The organism is Kitasatospora sp. NPDC036934 (assembly GCF_055608425.1).
Genome location: NZ_JBVJQR010000001.1, coordinates 577,693 through 593,613 on the forward strand (window position 1 = coordinate 577,693; position 15,921 = coordinate 593,613).

Genomic DNA, 15,921 nt, shown 5'->3' on the forward strand with positions numbered 1-15,921 from the left:
CGGACAGCGCGGCGTGCCACCCCGGAGAAGAACCGAAGAAGAAGCAAGGAGGGCCCGATGTCGACAGGAGAACTCGTCGCGATCATCGTGCCGATCGCCGTCGTGGTGGTCCTCGTCGTCGCGGCGCTGTGGTTCGTCAACCGCCGCCGCCGACTACGGGAACGATTCGGCCCCGAGTACGAACGGACCGTGGACCGGTCCGACAGCCGGATCGCGGCCGAACGCGATCTGCGGGAGCGCGAACAGCGCCACCGCGAGCTGGACATCAAGCCGCTGCCGGCCGAGGCGAGGCAGCGCTACAGCCAGGACTGGATCCAGGTGCAGCAGGAGTTCGTCGACCGGCCGGGCAGTGCGGTCCAGGACGCCGACCGACTGGTCACGACACTCATGAGGGACCGCGGCTACCCGACGGAGGACTACGAACAGCGTCTGCGCGACCTGTCGGTCGAGCACGGCCGCACCCTGGAGCACTACCGCGCCGCGCACGTCGTCAACACCCAGGCGCGCCGCGGCGAGGCCACCACCGAGGAGCTGCGGGGCGCGATGGTGCACTACCGCGCGCTGTTCGACGCGCTCCTCGACGGTGGAACGGAACGAGGCGGAACGGAACGAGGCGGAACGGAGCGACCGAGATGACGCCGACCAACCGCGACGACGAGCGACGGACGTCGACCGAGGACATCCTCGCGGGTGTGCGCGCCGACGAGACGCCGGAGAGCCGGGCCCGGCCCGTCTACCCCGGCGAGGCCACCGCCACGGAGGCGGAGCAGGGCACGGACGACACGGCCGGAGGAACGGAGCCGGCAGGAACGGAGGCAGGAGCAACGCAGCCGACAGGAACGGAGTCGGCCGCGACGGATGACGAAGGAACGACGGCCACGGGCGGTGGCACCGGTCGGGCCGTGGAGGGCGAGATGTCCGCCGACGGCGAGCGGCAGGAGCGCGAGTCCCTGCTGCCGTCCGGTGAGGCGGAGGAGCTGCGCTCCCGGTGGCTGGAGGTCCAGACGCGCTTCGTCGACGACCCCCGCGAGGCCGTCCGCGACGCGGACGAGCTGGTCGCCGATGTGATGCGCCGCCTGGCCGAGTACTTCGCGGGCCGCAAGAACGGCCTGGAGAGCCAGTGGAACCGCGAAGGGGAGGCCGACACGGAGGAGCTGCGCGTGGCGCTGAAGCAGTACCGGGCCTTCTTCGACCGGCTGCTCAGCAGCTGAGGGCGAGGCCCGCCCGCATCCACGCGGCCCGTCCCCGCGCGGGCGGGGTCGGGGGCGGGGACCCTGTGGCCGGGGACCGGAACCCGGCGGCGCGGTGCCGGAACCCGGCGGCCCGGAGGGTGTCAGCGCCGCCCGGTTCCCGCCCAGGCCAGCAGCCGCTCGCGCGACCAGGTGGTGATCAACCGGTCCGGTCCGAGGCCGAGCCGTGCGGCCCGGGCGTATCCCGAGGTGTACCAGTGCAGCTGCTGCGGCGCGTGGGCGTCGGTGTCCACGGCGAACAGGCAGCCCGCCTCGGCGGCCAGGCGCAGCAGCTCGTCGGGCGGATCGCGGCGCTCGGGACGGCAGTTGATCTCCACCGCCGTCCCGGTCGCGGCGCAGGCGGCGAACACCGCCACGGCGTCGAATCGGGACGGCGGCCGCCCGCGGCCGGTGACGATCCGTCCGGTGCAGTGCCCCAGGACGTCGGTGCGCGGGTTGCGGACCGCCGCCAACATCCGGGCGGTCATCGGCTCGGCTTCGGCGCGCAGCTTGGAGTGCACAGAGGCCACCACCAGGTCGAGCCGGCCGAGGAGTTCGGGTTCCTGGTCGAGCGAGCCGTCCTCCAGGATGTCGCACTCGATCCCGGTGAGCAGCCGGAAGGAGTCGTGGCCGGCATTGTGGGCCGCCACGACGTCGAGCTGGTGCCTCAGCCGCTCGGGGCTGAGGCCGTGGGCGATGGTCAGCCGGGGCGAGTGGTCAGTGAGGACGGCCCAGCGGTGCCCGAGGGCGCGGGCGGCGTCGGCCATCTCGTCGATCGGGTGGCCGCCGTCGGACCAGTCGGAGTGCAGGTGGCAGTCGCCGCGCACCTCGGCGACCAGGTCCCACCCGGCCCGGGCGGCGGCTCCGGCCGTCTGCTCCAGATGGGCGAGGTAGCCGGGCAGCTCTCCGGCCGAGGCCTGGGCGATCACCTCGGCCGTGACCGGTCCGACGCCCGGCAGCCGCCGGGCCCGGGCCGCGTCCACCGGGCCGGGTGGCAGGTCGCGGACCGCGTCGGCGGCGGTGTGGAAGGCCCTGACGCGGTACGGCGAGGCGCCCTCCCATTCCAGCAGGAAGGCGATCCGCCGAAGTGCCCCTTCCGGTTCCACGGCCGTCACGGTCCTCATGGCGGGCGTCTTGCCCGCGGCGGGTGGCCGAAACGTCAGGAGTGCCCGTCGGGAACGTCAGGAGTGCCGGTCGGGGCGCGGTTCGTCCGGGGGCCCGTCCTCGCGGCCGTCGCGTTGGTGCAGGTGGGCCAGCGGCAGCAGCAGCCAGCAGGAGGTGAACCAGAGCATGACGGCGGCGGTGATCACGCCGGCGATGGCGTGATCGGTCGCCACGCTGAGCAGCAGGAGCAGGGCCGAGCCGATGGTGAGGGCCAGCAGCACCAGGCCGGTGGCCACCAGGCGGGCCGCGGCGTTGACCAGTTCGGGTTTCAGGCGGTGGCCGGCGAAGATCCGGTGGTAGGCGACGGGGGAGGTGAGCGCCCCGGTGGCGAGCGCGCCGAGGACGACGGTGGTGACGTAGAGCCCCCGGTCGAATGCGCCGAGTTGGGTGAAGCGGGGCATGAAGACTACGCTCAGCAGGAACCCGAAGAGGATCTGTGAGCCGGTCTGGGCGACCCGGACCTCCTGGAGCAGGTCGCGCCAGCGTCGGTCGGCCCGTTCCTCGGGCGACTCTCGGCGTCCGGTTCGGGACCGGTGGGCGTGGTCGCCGCCGCCTTCGCTGTTCGGCGTCGCCATGGTTCGTCTTCGCCTCCTTACCTGAGCGCGTGTAGCCCTGACCGGGTCGGGCAAACGCGGAGCATGAAACCAGGGGCACGTGGAGTTCGGGGGCCTGCGGTCCGGCGCGGCGCGGCCGTTCGCGGTCACCGGCGCCGGTGCCGTCCTCCGGATCGGTACCGACCTCGGGGCGGCACCGGCCTCTCCGGGGCCGCCCCGCAGGAACGGCCTCCGGCCGAACCAGGTGACCTTCCCGGCCAGGCGTGAGGAGGCCCGGATGTATCCCCCCGACCGCTCCGCGCGGGGCTCCCCGACGGCCGCCGGGGAGACCAGGCGGCTCGTCTTCGCGGGCACCGAGGGCGCGGTGCGGCGCAGCCGGGAGTTCAGCCGGGCGGCGCTGCGGTCCTGGCACTGGCTGCCCACCGTCGACGCGGAGCGGCGCGCCGTGGCGGAGGACGTCCTGCTGCTGGTCTCGGAGCTGGTCACCAACGCCTGTCTGCACGCTCCGGGCGGTCCGCGCGAGCTGCGGTTGAACTGGGACGGCATCCGCCTGCGGGCGGAGGTCGTGGACGCCAGTCCGGTACGGCCGAGGCTGCGCCGGCCCGCCGACACCGGTCGGCCGGGCGGGCACGGGCTGCGGGTGGTGAACCGGCTCGCCCGGGCCTGGGGTGCGCGGCCGGACGGCGGGGGCAAGCTGGTCTGGGCCGAGGTGTCCGCCCCGCCCGACCGTTACGGCCGGAGCGACGATCGCGGCCGGCCGGGCTGACGGGCGTCGTCAGCTCCGGCCGACCGTTGGTGGTCCGCGCGGGTCGGGGCCCTCACCGCTGCCCGGGGTGCGGCTGCGGCGGCGGCGCGGGGTCGGGGTCGGGGAAGGGCTCGGGGGCCGGGAACGGCGGGATGGGCGGAGGCACCGGATCGGGCTCCTCGCCCGGCCTGGGCGTGGGGTTCGGGTGAGGGATCGGTTGGGTGTCCGGACCGGGGGGCGTCGGAACGGTCATGGCGCACCTCTCTTCCTCGGGAGCGGACTCGTGGTCCCGGAACGTCACGAGACCGCGTGTACCCGGACGAATCACAAGAAATCAGCCGAAACATGAATTCTATGTCGTATGTCGGGTAAACCATTCATGCGGCTGCTTCGCCGGACGAACCGCCGCGGGTGCCCGGACCGGGTGCCACCGGGACCATCGCGCCGACAGCGGGCCGTGGTCCTGGGGAAGAGCCCACGACTCGACGGACGACAGTCCGTGGCCGTCGCCGGGCGTTCGCCCCGATACGAGGAGGACACGTGTCCACCCCTCTGGAAACCGCCCCCCGGGATGGGTCCGTGACCGTCGCCGAGCCCGACCTGCCACCGAGGCCCACCACCACCGAACTGCGCGCGATGGGCAAGACCGAGGCACGCGAGCTCAGCGACGCGCTGTTCGAGCGCCTGGCGGGCCTCGCCCGCGAGAGCAGCGCCTACAGCTACGTCCGGGGCACGATCATCGAGCTCAACATGCCGCTGGTGCGGTTCATCGCGGCCCGCTTCCGGCACCGTGCCGAGGACATGGACGACATCCTGCAGGTGGGCACGATCGGTCTGATCAAGGCGGTGGACGGTTACGACCCCACCCGCGGAGTCGAGTTCGTCACCTACGCCATCCCCACCATCGCCGGCGAGATGAAACGTTTCTTCCGGGACACCTCGTGGCCCGTGCGGGTCCCCCGCAGCATGCAGGAGCTGTACCTCACGGTCGCCCGCGGCTCGGACCGGCTGGAGCAGGAACTCGGCCGCCTCCCGCAACCGCAGGAGATCGCCGAAGACCTGCACCTCAGCGTCGAGCAGGCCACCGAGGGCCTGGTGGCGGGCCGGGTCTACCGCCCCAGCTCGCTGGACGCCCTGCGCGAGCAGGACACCGACGAGAGCGGCAGTGCCATGCTGGACCGCCTCGGCGGCTGCGACCCCGGCATCGAACTCGCCGACTTCCGCACCGCCGTCCGCCCTCTGCTCGCCCGCTTGCCGGAACGCGAGCAGACCGTGCTCAAGTTCCGCTTCTGGGACGGCTGCACCCAGTCCGAGATCGCCGCCCGGATCGGTGTCTCACAGATGCACGTCTCCCGGCTGCTGTCCGCCACCCTCGCCCGGCTGCGCGAACAGCTGGAGGACCGCGACGCCCCCGGCTGGGCCGACGAGCCAGACGAGACGGCCGAGCCCGAGTGACTTCGCCACCGTTCGACGTTTCTGACCCCCGTAGCGGGGCCAACTGCTACGGGGGTCCGTCGTGTGCGGTGTGCGCCGTCGGCGACGAGGACGTGCTCGCTCCGCGCGCTGGGCGGGAGGGGCGTCCTACGCCACCAGGGGCAGGATCTGATCGCGGTAGAAGTCGAAGAACCCTTCCTGATCCGGGCCGATCTGGCCGACGTACACCTCGTCGAAGCCCGCGCCGACGTAGCCCCGCAGCCGGTCCGCGTGCTGCTGGGGATCGTCGCCGCAGACGACCGCGTCGGCGACCATCTCCTCGGTGACCAGCTCGGTCGCCTGCTCGAAGTGCCTCGGTGTCGGCAGCACCTGGGCCAGCTCGCCGGGCAACAGCTCGCTCGGCCAGAGCCGGTGGACGGTCTTGACCGCCCGGTCACGGTCCTCCGACCAGCACACCTTCAGCCCGCCCACCACCGGCCCGGCGCCGCCCGCGGCCCGGTAGCGGCCGACCAGTTCGGCGTCCGGGGTCATGGTGACCAGGCCGTCCGCGTACGTCGCCGCTGCCTCGGCCGCCTTCGGCCCGAACGCCGAGACGTACACCGGCAGTCGGCCGTCCCGCGGCGGGGTGTAGAGGCGGGCGTTCTCCACGGTGTAGTGCGGGCCGTGGTGCGAGACCGCACCGCCGGTGAAAAGTTCGCGCATCACCGCCACGGCCTCCTCCAGCATCTGCGCCCGGACGTCGAACGGCGGCCAGTGGTCGCCCAGGACGTGCTCGTTGAGCGCCTCACCGGTGCCCACGCCCAGCCGGAGCCCGCCGGGCAGTTGCACGTCCGCGGTGGCGGCCGCCTGGGCCGTCACCGCGGGGTGGATCCGGATCGTCGGACAGGTGACCAGCGTGGTCACCGGCAGCCGGGTGGCCTCGGAGAGCGCGCCGATCACACCCCAGACGAACGGGCCGTTGCCCTGGGCGTCGTTCCACGGGTGGTAGTGGTCGGAGATCGCCAGCCGGGTGAAGCCCGCCCGTTCGGCCAGTCGGGCCTGGTCGACCAGCTGGGCGGGGGTGAACTCCTCGCAGGACAGGAAATAGCCGAACGCGGTCATGGCAGCCTCGTTTCCTCGGGACGCTTCCGCCGGAGCGGCTATCCGGGCGGGCAGCCGCGAAACCTCGCCGTCGTTCGCCTCCGGCCCGGCCCGGCCCGGCCCGGCCCGGCCCGGCCCGGCCCGGCCCGGCCCGGAGGCCGCGCCGGGCGCCGGCCCGCCTCAGCGGGCGGGCGTGAACTCCGGCAGCCGGGCCAGGCCGTCGGCCACCGCGGCGAACCCGCGGTCGAGCATCAGCAGCTCGTACTCCTCGACGGCGGTCGCCGGATCGGCCTCACCGCGGTGGACGGCGGTGAGCGAGCGGCAGAGCAGCTCGGCGTCGCGCAACGCCGTTTCGCGCCCTGGCCGGCGCTCGGCGGCATCGGGTGGATCGCGTCGCCGAGCAGCGTGACCGGTCCGGTGCCCCAGTGGGGTACGGGTTCGGCGTAGCGGATCGTGAGCGGGGAGCTGTTGCCCGTGTCGGACTGCCGGACCAGCTCGATCAGATCGGGGTGCCAGTCGTCGATCAGCGTGAGCAGCCGGTCCCGAACCCCCGCCCAGTCGGCCGGCCCGGCCGGGGCGTCGAGCGGCTCGGGCAGCATCGCCACCCAGCGCAGATAGCTGGTGGTGTCCGGCAGTTCGACCTCCGGCGCCAGCTCGGCCGCCGCCGACCGCGGTGGCCGGCGGAACTCCATCCGGCCGATCAGCAGGCTCACCCCGGCCCCTTGCACCAGTGTGCCCGCGCCCGGCACGAGGGCGGTGAGGCGCTCGGTCATCGGGGTGCGGCCGAGCACGGAGTTGCCGGGCAGGGCGACGACCCGTGCCCCGGGCAGCAGCTGCCGGCGCACCGCCGAGCCCACGCCGTCCGCGCCCACCAGCAGGTCGCCCTCCACGGTGTCGCCGTCCGCGAGCCGGGCGGCCACCCGGCCGTCCGCAAGCTCCTGGTAGCCGACCACGGCCCGGCCGAACTCCACCCGGTCCGCCAGCCCGGCGAGCAGCAGCTGCCGCAGTACGTGCCGGTCGGCGGCGGTGCCCCCGTCGGTCCGGCCGAGCCGCCGGAGTTCGGTCAACTGCTCGTCCACCACCCGCCGTTCACCTGCGAGCGGCCCGGTGACGGCCTCCAGCAGCCCGTGCAGCCGGGGCGGCAGGCACTGGCGCAGCGCCGCGAGCCCGGGCGCGTCCAGCCCGATCCGGAACCCCTGGTACCGGCTGTCCGCGGCCGCCTCCCGCTCGAACACCCGGACGTCGATCCCCGCCCGTACCAGCCCCTGTGCCAGGCACAGCCCGCCGATCCCGGCCCCGGCCACCAATACCTTCATGCTGACGTTCCCGTCTCTCGTCGCCCCCTCGAACGCCCGCCGGGCTCCTGCCCACGGGTGTCCGACCGATCCGTGATCAGCATCGCCGAGCCGGGCCCCCGCGCGACAGCCCGTTCCGTCACCGTTCGGCACTGACAGCTGTCACGTCCGCCGCCCTGACGCGTCTCACGGAGGCGGCTGTTCGGTGGTCAGGCCCCGGAGCGATCACGGACTCGCAGCACCGCCCGCACCGGATGACGATGCAGTTCGTCGACGGCTCCGGCACTCAGACGTCGGCTTCGACGGCGAAGGTGTTGCCGTCCGGATCCCGGAACCACGCGATGCGTCCACCGCCGGCCCGGGCGGTGATGCCCCCGGCGTCGTGCTCCAACCCGTCATAGCACACGAAGTCGACGCCGGCGGCGGTGAGTTCGCCGACGACCCGGTCGATGTCGTCGACGTACCAGACCGCCATGGTCGCCGCGGACCTCCCGGCCGTGTCGGACTGGTACACGTTCAGGGCCGGGACACCACCGGAACCGTAGACGCGGCTGCCGGCGGGGACGGCGGCGCTGGGACCGGCCCACAACGCCCGCAGGCCCAGCTTTCCCTCGTAGAACGCGACCGCTCGCCGGATGTCGGACACCGCCACGGAGGCACGCAGGTGGAAATCGCTCAAGGGCATGGTCCACCCTCCCACAGCCGCCCGCCGGGTCGACGGACATCCGGGACCGCCGGTCACCCGGCCCGCAGCCGCTCCGCCGCGTCCTTGGACAGGCTGACCCGGACGAGCGCGGCGGCCAGCCGGGCGTGCTCCTCCGGCGGGACCAGTCCGCCGAGGCCGCGGGCCGTGTGCGGCAGCCCCAGCTCCCGGGCCGCCCGGCACGGCCGCTCGTCGAAGTACGGGCGCAGCCACGGCCACACCGCCTGGACCTCCCGGCAGAAGATGCCCGCGCCCACCGGGCCGATCCGCGGGGCCTCCCGCAGCAGCTCCCGCAGGGCGGCGGGGTCGTGGTCGGCCTCCTCCGGCAGGCGGCGCAGGTCGCCGTGCCAGCGGTCGAGCACCAGGTGCGCGCCCTCGCCGAGGGCGGTGGCGGTGCTCTCGTCGTACCGGACGTAGTGGGCCCGGCCCAGCGCGTCCACCCGCTCCTGCCAGCCGGAGCCGGCCATCGCGCGCGGTGTGCGGTACCCGGCGGCGGACAGCTCCCGGGCGGCCCGGGCGGCCGTCCCAGCGCTGATCCGGATCGAGCAGAGGACGGTCAGGACCAGCAGCCGGTACAGCGGCGAAGGCTTGTCCCGCAGCGTGATGCCGGCCTCCTCGGCGTACGTCCGGCCGTACTCGGCGAGCAGCCGGTCCCTGATCGTTTCGACGGTCATCGCGGTGTCACCTCACTCTGCGGCGGGCCGTCGGGCGGGGGCGGACACGGCCCCGTGGCTGCCCCGCTCCGCCCGGCCGAAACAGCGTCGACGCGGCCCGGGGGCCGGTCAGCCGGCGCCGGGCAGCCGGGCCTCCAGATGTCCTGAGAGCACCCGGGTCTCCAGCACGGGCTGGGGCGCGGTGGCCGGTCCGCCCGCCACCTGGCCGTCGCGAAGGCGGAACTCGCTGCCGTGCCACGGGCAGCGCAGGCAGCCGTCGGCGACGGTGCCCTCGGAGAGCGGGCCGGAGAGGTGGGAGCAGCGCTCCACGAGTACATGGCAGTTCTCGCCGTCGCGGACCACCACCACGGCCAGCTCGCCCGCCCTGCGGCGGACCGGACGGCCGACGGGGAAGTCCTCGACGGCGCCGAGCGCGACCCAGTCCGGCGGCGCCAGCCGGGGCACCGCGGCGGCCCGGTCGGGTCCGGCGGCCTGCCGGTAGGACAGGTGCCCGCCGAGCACCGCGCCGCCCGACACGGCGGCCAGCCCGGCGAGGCCGAGCAGCCGCCCGCGCCCGCGCCGTCCCCGGCCCCGGGCCAGCAGCGAGGCGCCGTACAGCAGTACGCCGCCGGAGTTGGCGAGCGCGTGCACCAGCCCGGTGCGCCGGCGCGGTGGGTCGAGCCGGGCCCAGTCCACCCAGCCGGCGAGGGCGGCCGGCCCGGCCGCCAGCAGGCCCGCCGCCACCAGCACGTCGGCCGAGCGGCGCCGACCGGGTGCCAGGTCGAGCAGGCCTGCCGACATCCAGCAGCCGATCGGCAGCTGGACCAGGGCCGGGTGGAGCGGGTGGCCCAGCCACACGCCGTGCAGGGCGTCCCGGTACGGGCCCAGCGGCAGGGCCTCGACCGCGTCGGCGAGCGGGCGGGCGGGGGTGTCCAGGACGTCCCAGTGCGCCGGCGCCTCCAGGGCGCGGCGCAGCCGACGGGACCAAGGGCGGGTGTGCAGTGCCGATGCGTTCATACCGGGCGGCTAGCCGGTCCGGGCCCGGTCAAACCCTCGGCCCCGGCCCGGTAGGGGCCGGTCATTCCGTCCCGTGGGGCGATGAGGGCCCGGCCGGGGTCGTCGGAGTCGGTGAACGGTTTCGGGAGGAGGTCGCCCAGTGCCCGGAACCGCTTCAGCGCCTCGATGCGGCGCCCGGCCCGGGTGACGGCGTCCGTGAGTCGGCCGCGGGCGTAGGCGGATGCGCGGGCGGCCCTGGCCCTGGCCCGGGTCAGGGCCACCCGGCTGGACCGCCGGCACCCCGCCGGCCCGGTCCGCAGCGGCCTCCGGTCGGTCAGCCGCCGGCGGCCGCGAGCGCCTCACGGACGGTCACCAGGCACGGGTCGCAGTACCGGTCCGGTACCTCCGCGTCCGCGCCGTCGCCCGCCGGGACGACCCGCTGGGCGGGTTCGAGGAACCGTCCGCACAGTGACGCCGTCGCGTCGTCCTTCGCCACCACGTGCCACACCACTGCGGGTGGTGACACCGCCGGGTCGTGTTCGGCCCACATCTCGTACACGGGGACCTCCGGGGTCTCGGGGCTCGGTCACCCCATGCAAACCCGGGATACCACGGACGGCCACCGGGCCGGGCCCGGTGGGATGGTTACGCCGCTCCACAGCGGGCAGGCGCGCCCTCGGCCGGGACGGACTCCGGCCGTACCACCGGGGAGGCCCCGGTGAGCACGGGTGAAGGAGCCCATGGACACCGACGCCCGCGCCCGGGCCCGCCACGGCGGCGAGGGCCGGGACGACGAGCGGTGAACCGCCCGGCCGTGCCGGTGTGGCCGGGCCGGGGCCGGGTACCCGCCGGCATCCGGGGTGCGGATCGGCCGCGCCCGAGGCCCGCTGACGCTGCCCAGGAGGAGCGATGACCCACCCCACCAAGGTCCTGGCGATCGTGACGAACTACGGCGTGGAACAGGACGAACTGCTCGTTCCGGTGCGGCACCTGCGCGACAACGGTGTCCAGGTCGACATCGCGGCCCCGCACCGGGACGACATCCGCACCCTGGTCCACGACCGGGACCCGGGCGAGCGCGTGCGCCCGACCCACACCTTCGACGAGATCGACCCCGCCGGGTACGACCTGCTGCTCATCCCCGGCGGTACCCTCAACGCGGACAGCCTGCGGCTCCGCCTGGAGGCGGTCGCCGTCGTGCTCGCCTTCACCACCTCCGGCCGGCCCGTCGCCGCAATCTGCCACGGGCCGTGGCTGCTGGCCGAGGCGGGCGTGGCCTACGGCAAGCGGCTCACCTCCTACCCGTCGCTGCGCACCGACCTCGCCAACGCGGGCGCGACCTGGACGGACGAGCCGCTGGTCACCGACGATGCCAACGACTGGCGGCTGCTCACCTCCCGCAACCCCGGGGACCTCGACGACTTCCTGCGGGGCATCGACGCCGCCCTGAGCGCCCGGGCCGACGCCGCCGCCTGACCGCCTCCCGGCCGTTCCCGGGCCCAGCACGAAGGCCGGAACGGAAGAAGGCCCGTACGGAAGCCGTACGGGCCTTCGCCGTGCTCGTCGCCCCGGGAGGCGGTGTCAGCGCGACGGGAAGCGGTGCTGCGCCACCAGAGCGGCGAACTCCGTCCAGAACTCCGGCCCGGGCCGCCGGCCGTCGGCCCCGTCCGCGCTGTCCGCCCCGCCCGCGCCGACCGCCACCCCGGCCAGCTCGTCCGGCGCGGTGAACCCGGCCGCCCGGGCGAGCTCCACGCCCGAGCCCAGGAGCGCGACCGGCTTGCCGTGCCGCAGTGCCTCGGCGAGGAAGGTGACGGCGTCCGGATCGGCGGGCAGCGTCCGGTCGCTGCCGTCCGGCACCACCAGGGCGTCGTACAGCACCGAGGCCGTGGTGGGCAGCGGGCGGTCCACCGACAGGTGCTCACCGTCCTGGGCCAGCACGTGGCCGCCGTGCGCGGCGAGCGTCTCCACGCCCGCGCCCGCCCGGCCCAGGTGCTCGCGGGCGGCCCGGACCTGGTCGCCGGCCACGCCGGGCCCGGCCAGCACGGCGATCCTGCGGGTGCGGATGCCCGGGCCGCGCAGGTTCTCCAGGCTCAGCGCCGGAGAGGTCCGGGGCCCGGCGACGTCGTTCCCGGCCGAGGCCGTGGCCCGGTCGTCAGGGGTGGCCTCGGGCTCCGGCGCGCCGATCCGCCGGGCGACCTCGGCGGCCAGGCCCGGATCGACGTGCACCAGGTTGCCGACCATCCGCCGTCGGACCTCCTCGTCCTCGACCTTGCCCAGCTCGAAGGCGAAGGCAGCGGTGATGTGCCGCTGCTCCCAGTCCGCCATGCTGCGCCAGAACAGCGCGGCCTGGCCGTAGTGGTCGGCGAAGCTGGGGCTGCGCCGCCGGATCGCGACGCCGTCGATGCGTTCCTGGTAGTGCTCGAACACCCCCTCGGCGAGGTGGCCGCCGCCCATGGTGAACGGGCAGCCGCCGCCGACGGAGTTCGGCGCGTAGCTCGTTCCGGGGTGCACCACCTGCTGGCCGTAGCCGTCCCGGTGGTTGACCCGGACCTCGGCCAGCGGGCGGTTGACCGGCAGCTGGGAGAAGTTGGGGCCGCCCAGGCGGATCAACTGGGTGTCAAGGTAGGAGAAGTTGCGGCCCTGGAGCAGCGGGTCGTTGGTGAAGTCGATGCCGGGCACGATGTTGGCGGTGTGGAAGGCCGCCTGCTCGGTCTCGGCGAAGAAGTTCTGCGGGTTGCGGTCCAGGACCATCCGCCCGATCGGGCGCACCGGCACCAGCTCCTCGGGGACCAGCTTGGTCGGGTCCAGCAGGTCGAACGGGTAGGCGAACTCGTCCTCCTCGGGGATCAGTTGGACGCCCAGCTCCCACTCGGGGAAGTCGCCCGCGGCGATCGCCTCCCACAGGTCCCGGCGGTGGAAGTCGGGGTCGCGCCCGGCGGTGAGCTGGGCCTCGTCCCACACCTGGGAGAAGACGCCGAGCACCGGCTTCCAGTGGAACTTCACGAAGGTTCCCCGGCCGTCGGCGTTCACCAGGCGGAAGGTGTGCACGCCGAAGCCCTGCATCATCCGGTAGCTGCGCGGGATGGCCCGGTCGGACATCACCCACATCAGCATGTGGGTGGACTCCGGCTGGAGCGAGCAGAAGTCCCAGAAGGTGTCGTGGGCGGAGGCGCCGGTGGGGATCTCGTTGTCGGGCTCCATCTTCACCGCGTGGACGAAGTCCGGGAACTTGGCCGCGTCCTGGATGAAGAACACCGGCATGTTGTTGCCGACCAGGTCGTAGTTGCCGTGCCGGGTGTAGAACTTGACGGCGAAGCCGCGGACGTCGCGCACCGTGTCCGCGGAGCCGCGCGGACCCTGCACGGTGGAGAAGCGGACGAAGACGGGCGTGCGCCGGCCGGCCTCCTGGAGGAAGTCCGCGCAGGTGAACTCGGCCAGCGACTCGTACGGTTCGAAGAAGCCGTAGGCACCTGCGCCGCGCGCGTGCACGACCCGTTCGGGGATCCGCTCGTGGTCGAAGTGGGTGAGCTTCTCCCGCAGTTGGAAGTCCTCCAGCAGGGTGGGGCCGCGGTCGCCGACGATGAGCGAGTTGTCGGTGTCGTCGACGCGGACGCCCTGGTCGGTGGTGAGCGGGCCGTCCGGATCGGGGGCCCGGGCGGCGTCCAGCGCCGCGTCCTTGGCGTCCCGGTCGGCGGGCTCGGGGGATTCGGGGGAGGTGCGCATCTCGACTTCTCCGTCCTGGAGTTCGGTGGTCCTGGAGTTCGGTGGTCGGAGGGTTCGGTGGCCCTGGAGTCCGGGGCCGGGCCGGCGGGCGCCGGGCGGTGGTCAGTGCCGCAGCAGGAGGTAGGCCGCCTCGGCCGGGCTCCCGGCCGCCGGACAGGCCGTCGGGGTGCAGAGCCGGTACCGGACGGCCACCGGCCCGCTCGCCCCGGGGACCCTGATCGCGTGGGCGCCGGCCGTCAACGCGGCGGCGAGCACGGTGTCCTCGCAGCCGATCACGGTGACGCGCGAGGGCGGCAGGCCCAACGCCCCGCAGGCGGCGGTCACCAGTCCGGGAGCGGGCATCCGGCAGGCGCAGCCGTCGCGCTCCCCGTGCGGGCACACCGCCCACACGTCGATCGCGCCGAGCAGCACCTCGGCCCGGGCTTGGACCGCCTCGACCTGCCCGCGCCCGAAGAGCCCCCGGGCCACGCCGCGCTGGTTGCTCAGCACACCGAGCGCGAGGCCCGCCCCGCGCAGCGCGGCGACGGCGGCCCGGACGCCCGCCGCCGGGTGGACCATGGCGGGATCGCCGTTGGGGGAGACGTTCTGGAGGAGCGTGCCGTCGCGGCCGAACAGCACCGCGCCCGAGGGTTCGTCCGTCCTCGCACCGCCGGTGCGGACGGTCAGCCAGGGCCGGGACCGGTCCCGGTGCTCGCTCCGCGGGCGGGGCTGGGGGACGGTCGGTACGGGTTCTCCTAGGTAGGCCATACTCCTGCGGGTTGCCGCCGTCGCGGGAGGCAAACGGCGCCGGACGGCGAATCGGGATGACGAACCGGGACGGCTTCCGAGTCGCAGCGGGGCGTGGGGCACCGGCCGTAGGCTGGGACCATGACCGAGCGGCCAGCGGGCCTCGGGTGGACCTTCCTCACCAATCACGCCCGCGTCCTGGTGCAGATCGCCCGCGATCCCGGAATCCGGGTGCGGGACATCGCCGCCCGCTGCCTGCTCACCGAGCGGGCCGTGCAGCGGATCATCGCCGATCTCGAAGCGGCCGGCTACCTCACTCACGAGCGCCTCGGGCGGGTCAACCACTACCACGTGATCGCGAGCAAGCAACTGCGCCACCCGGCGGACGCCGGGCCCACCCTCGCGGAACTGCTGGCCGTGCTGCTGCGCTGACCCCCCGGTGTCCTCGGCGAGTTCCGCCGGCCGGCCCGGCGAGGCCCGGACCGGCCGTGGAAGCGGGCGAACAGCAGCCGCCGCCGGCTGCTGCCCGGACAGCCCCGGGTATCCTCGCGGGATGCCCGCACCAGATGTCCGGACCGTCGCCCCCTCGGCCCCACCGGCCGGTGAGCCGGCCGTCGTCCTCTCCGGCTACGGTCCCGTCGGCCGTGCCTACGCCGAGCGGCTGCTGACGCACGGTGACGGCATCGCGGAGGAGTACGGCATCCGGCCGAGGCTCGCGGCGGTGCGGGTCGGCTCGGCGCAGGTCGAACTCCACGGCGGTGGCCCGGTCCCGCCACGGGCGGAGTGGGGCCCGTTGGCCTCCCTGGCGCAGACCCTCGACCGCACCGGCGCGCGGGTGCTCGTCCAGTCGCTGCCGTCCTCCCCGCAGGCGCGGGAGCAGGCCGCCGAGGAGGCCTGTCTGGCGCTGGGGCGCGGGGTGCACGTGGTCACCGCCACGAAGAGTCACCTGCTGAGCCACTGGCGCGAACTCGCCGGGGCCGCGCGGTCGGGCGGCAGCCTGGTCAGGATCTCCGGGGCGACCGGTGCGGCCCTGCCGACCGCGGACCTGGCGCGCACCGGTGTGCGCGGTCTCGGCTGCCGGACGATCCGGGCCTGCCCCAACGGGACCGCCACCTTCGTGCTCGACCGTCTGGCGGCGGGCGACCCCCTGGACCGGGCGGTCGCCGAGGCCCAGCGGCGCGGCATCGCCGAGGCTGATCCCTCGGCCGACCTGTCGGGCGCCGACGCGGCCACCAAGGTGCGACTGCTCGCGGCCCTGCTGTGGGGCTGGGATCCGGCCGCCGTCAGGGTCAGTACGGAGGCGGTGGACGCGGGGACGGGCGCCGCGGCGGTGGCCGCGGACGCTCGGGGGCAACGGCTGCGGGCGGTGGCGAGTGCGAGCGCCGACCGGCCGCTGCTCGTCGAGGTCCGCCTGGAGCGGACCGCGCCCGGCGACCCGCTGCACGCGATCACCGGCCCGGAGAAGGCGGTCGTCTACGGCTGCCCCGACGCCGGCGACATCACGGTCAGCGGCGGCCGCTCCAGCCCGCTCGGCGCGGCACTGGCGATGCTTCGGGACACCCTCGACGTGACGGCGCCGCGCGGATACGGCTTCGGCTGAGCCGGGACGTGCCCGGTCG

At 74.6% G+C, this 15,921-nt stretch carries 17 protein-coding genes; 7 read left to right on the plus strand and 10 right to left on the minus strand.

What is annotated here, in order from left to right; translation table 11 throughout:
• Positions 1–57 precede the first annotated feature (57 nt).
• Both ACZ7BZ_RS02545 and ACZ7BZ_RS02550 read left to right on the plus strand, forming a co-directional pair.
• Positions 58–636, plus strand: a complete 579-nt coding sequence (locus tag ACZ7BZ_RS02545; protein WP_470356762.1) for a hypothetical protein — start codon at positions 58–60, stop codon at positions 634–636.
• Positions 633–1,211, plus strand: coding sequence for a hypothetical protein (locus ACZ7BZ_RS02550; protein ID WP_470356763.1), 579 nt, complete (start codon positions 633–635; stop codon positions 1,209–1,211). Before ACZ7BZ_RS02545 ends, ACZ7BZ_RS02550 begins: the two co-directional genes overlap by 4 nt.
• 122 nt (positions 1,212–1,333) lie before the next feature.
• Here the strand turns inward: ACZ7BZ_RS02550 and ACZ7BZ_RS02555 are convergent, their stop codons facing one another.
• Complete coding sequence (locus tag ACZ7BZ_RS02555) at positions 1,334–2,335, minus strand: PHP domain-containing protein (protein WP_470356808.1); 1,002 nt, start codon at positions 2,333–2,335, stop codon at positions 1,334–1,336.
• A 75-nt stretch (positions 2,336–2,410) separates the two neighbouring features.
• Entirely contained in the window at positions 2,411–2,968 is a 558-nt protein-coding gene (locus ACZ7BZ_RS02560; protein WP_470356764.1) for a DUF6328 family protein, read from the minus strand.
• A 256-nt stretch (positions 2,969–3,224) separates the two neighbouring features.
• Between ACZ7BZ_RS02560 and ACZ7BZ_RS02565 the strand changes: the two genes are divergently transcribed.
• Together ACZ7BZ_RS02565 and ACZ7BZ_RS02570 are read left to right on the plus strand one after the other, a co-directional pair.
• Positions 3,225–3,713 (plus strand): ATP-binding protein, encoded by a 489-nt coding sequence (locus ACZ7BZ_RS02565; RefSeq protein ID WP_470356765.1) that lies wholly within the window; start codon positions 3,225–3,227, stop codon positions 3,711–3,713.
• 558 nt (positions 3,714–4,271) lie between these two features.
• Positions 4,272–5,147, plus strand: a complete 876-nt coding sequence (locus ACZ7BZ_RS02570) for a SigB/SigF/SigG family RNA polymerase sigma factor (protein WP_470356766.1) — start codon at positions 4,272–4,274, stop codon at positions 5,145–5,147.
• Positions 5,148–5,273: 126 nt separating this feature from the next.
• Here the strand turns inward: ACZ7BZ_RS02570 and ACZ7BZ_RS02575 are convergent, their stop codons facing one another.
• From ACZ7BZ_RS02575 to ACZ7BZ_RS02600, 6 genes are all read right to left on the minus strand, one after another.
• The gene (locus tag ACZ7BZ_RS02575) at positions 5,274–6,227 is read right to left on the minus strand and encodes a TIGR03557 family F420-dependent LLM class oxidoreductase (RefSeq protein ID WP_470356767.1); all 954 of its coding nucleotides are present in this window, start codon (positions 6,225–6,227) and stop codon (positions 5,274–5,276) included.
• Between the two features lie 230 nt (positions 6,228–6,457).
• Positions 6,458–7,522, minus strand: coding sequence for an FAD-dependent oxidoreductase (locus ACZ7BZ_RS02580; protein WP_470356768.1), 1,065 nt, complete (start codon positions 7,520–7,522; stop codon positions 6,458–6,460).
• 265 nt (positions 7,523–7,787) lie between these two features.
• A complete protein-coding gene (locus tag ACZ7BZ_RS02585) occupies positions 7,788–8,186 on the minus strand; it encodes a VOC family protein (protein WP_470356769.1) in 399 nt (132 codons plus the stop codon).
• Between the two features lie 53 nt (positions 8,187–8,239).
• Positions 8,240–8,878 carry an endonuclease gene (locus ACZ7BZ_RS02590; protein ID WP_470356770.1) on the minus strand — a complete coding sequence of 213 codons (639 nt, stop codon included), beginning with the start codon at positions 8,876–8,878 and terminating at the stop codon, positions 8,240–8,242.
• A gap of 108 nt (positions 8,879–8,986) precedes the next feature.
• On the minus strand, positions 8,987–9,874 hold the full coding sequence (locus ACZ7BZ_RS02595; protein ID WP_470356771.1) for a Rieske (2Fe-2S) protein: 888 nt from the start codon (positions 9,872–9,874) through the stop codon (positions 8,987–8,989).
• A gap of 313 nt (positions 9,875–10,187) precedes the next feature.
• Positions 10,188–10,412, minus strand: coding sequence for a hypothetical protein (locus tag ACZ7BZ_RS02600; protein ID WP_380452159.1), 225 nt, complete (start codon positions 10,410–10,412; stop codon positions 10,188–10,190).
• Positions 10,413–10,762: 350 nt separating this feature from the next.
• Between ACZ7BZ_RS02600 and ACZ7BZ_RS02605 the strand changes: the two genes are divergently transcribed.
• The gene (locus tag ACZ7BZ_RS02605; RefSeq protein ID WP_380452156.1) at positions 10,763–11,329 is read left to right on the plus strand and encodes a DJ-1/PfpI/YhbO family deglycase/protease; all 567 of its coding nucleotides are present in this window, start codon (positions 10,763–10,765) and stop codon (positions 11,327–11,329) included.
• A 105-nt stretch (positions 11,330–11,434) separates the two neighbouring features.
• On the opposite strand, the gene ACZ7BZ_RS02610 is transcribed toward ACZ7BZ_RS02605, so the two are convergent.
• Complete coding sequence (locus ACZ7BZ_RS02610; RefSeq protein WP_470356772.1) at positions 11,435–13,576, minus strand: catalase; 2,142 nt, start codon at positions 13,574–13,576, stop codon at positions 11,435–11,437.
• Between the two features lie 102 nt (positions 13,577–13,678).
• Positions 13,679–14,323 carry an HAD-IIIA family hydrolase gene (locus ACZ7BZ_RS02615; RefSeq protein ID WP_470356773.1) on the minus strand — a complete coding sequence of 215 codons (645 nt, stop codon included), beginning with the start codon at positions 14,321–14,323 and terminating at the stop codon, positions 13,679–13,681.
• A gap of 120 nt (positions 14,324–14,443) precedes the next feature.
• Here ACZ7BZ_RS02615 and ACZ7BZ_RS02620 point away from each other — a divergent pair, with 120 nt between their 5' ends.
• Both ACZ7BZ_RS02620 and ACZ7BZ_RS02625 read left to right on the plus strand, forming a co-directional pair.
• Positions 14,444–14,734: a helix-turn-helix transcriptional regulator gene (locus ACZ7BZ_RS02620; RefSeq protein WP_470356774.1), complete on the plus strand. Its 291-nt coding sequence runs from the start codon at positions 14,444–14,446 to the stop codon at positions 14,732–14,734.
• A gap of 121 nt (positions 14,735–14,855) precedes the next feature.
• The gene (locus ACZ7BZ_RS02625) at positions 14,856–15,902 is read left to right on the plus strand and encodes a homoserine dehydrogenase (protein ID WP_470356775.1); all 1,047 of its coding nucleotides are present in this window, start codon (positions 14,856–14,858) and stop codon (positions 15,900–15,902) included.
• Positions 15,903–15,921: the final 19 nt, after the last annotated feature.

What these genes read in the sequence shown, in the direction of transcription:
- ACZ7BZ_RS02545 (WP_470356762.1), top strand. Translation starts at nt 58, where the DNA reads ATGTCGACAGGAGAACTCGTCGCGATCATCGTGCCGATCGCCGTCGTG.
- ACZ7BZ_RS02550 (WP_470356763.1), top strand. Translation starts at nt 633, where the DNA reads ATGACGCCGACCAACCGCGACGACGAGCGACGGACGTCGACCGAGGAC.
- ACZ7BZ_RS02560 (WP_470356764.1), bottom strand. Translation starts at nt 2,968, where the DNA reads ATGGCGACGCCGAACAGCGAAGGCGGCGGCGACCACGCCCACCGGTCC.
- ACZ7BZ_RS02565 (WP_470356765.1), top strand. Translation starts at nt 3,225, where the DNA reads ATGTATCCCCCCGACCGCTCCGCGCGGGGCTCCCCGACGGCCGCCGGG.
- ACZ7BZ_RS02575 (WP_470356767.1), bottom strand. Translation starts at nt 6,227, where the DNA reads ATGACCGCGTTCGGCTATTTCCTGTCCTGCGAGGAGTTCACCCCCGCC.
- ACZ7BZ_RS02580 (WP_470356768.1), bottom strand. Translation starts at nt 7,522, where the DNA reads ATGAAGGTATTGGTGGCCGGGGCCGGGATCGGCGGGCTGTGCCTGGCA.
- ACZ7BZ_RS02585 (WP_470356769.1), bottom strand. Translation starts at nt 8,186, where the DNA reads ATGCCCTTGAGCGATTTCCACCTGCGTGCCTCCGTGGCGGTGTCCGAC.
- ACZ7BZ_RS02590 (WP_470356770.1), bottom strand. Translation starts at nt 8,878, where the DNA reads ATGACCGTCGAAACGATCAGGGACCGGCTGCTCGCCGAGTACGGCCGG.
- ACZ7BZ_RS02595 (WP_470356771.1), bottom strand. Translation starts at nt 9,874, where the DNA reads ATGAACGCATCGGCACTGCACACCCGCCCTTGGTCCCGTCGGCTGCGC.
- ACZ7BZ_RS02605 (WP_380452156.1), top strand. Translation starts at nt 10,763, where the DNA reads ATGACCCACCCCACCAAGGTCCTGGCGATCGTGACGAACTACGGCGTG.
- ACZ7BZ_RS02610 (WP_470356772.1), bottom strand. Translation starts at nt 13,576, where the DNA reads ATGCGCACCTCCCCCGAATCCCCCGAGCCCGCCGACCGGGACGCCAAG.
- ACZ7BZ_RS02615 (WP_470356773.1), bottom strand. Translation starts at nt 14,323, where the DNA reads ATGGCCTACCTAGGAGAACCCGTACCGACCGTCCCCCAGCCCCGCCCG.
- ACZ7BZ_RS02620 (WP_470356774.1), top strand. Translation starts at nt 14,444, where the DNA reads ATGACCGAGCGGCCAGCGGGCCTCGGGTGGACCTTCCTCACCAATCAC.
- ACZ7BZ_RS02625 (WP_470356775.1), top strand. Translation starts at nt 14,856, where the DNA reads ATGCCCGCACCAGATGTCCGGACCGTCGCCCCCTCGGCCCCACCGGCC.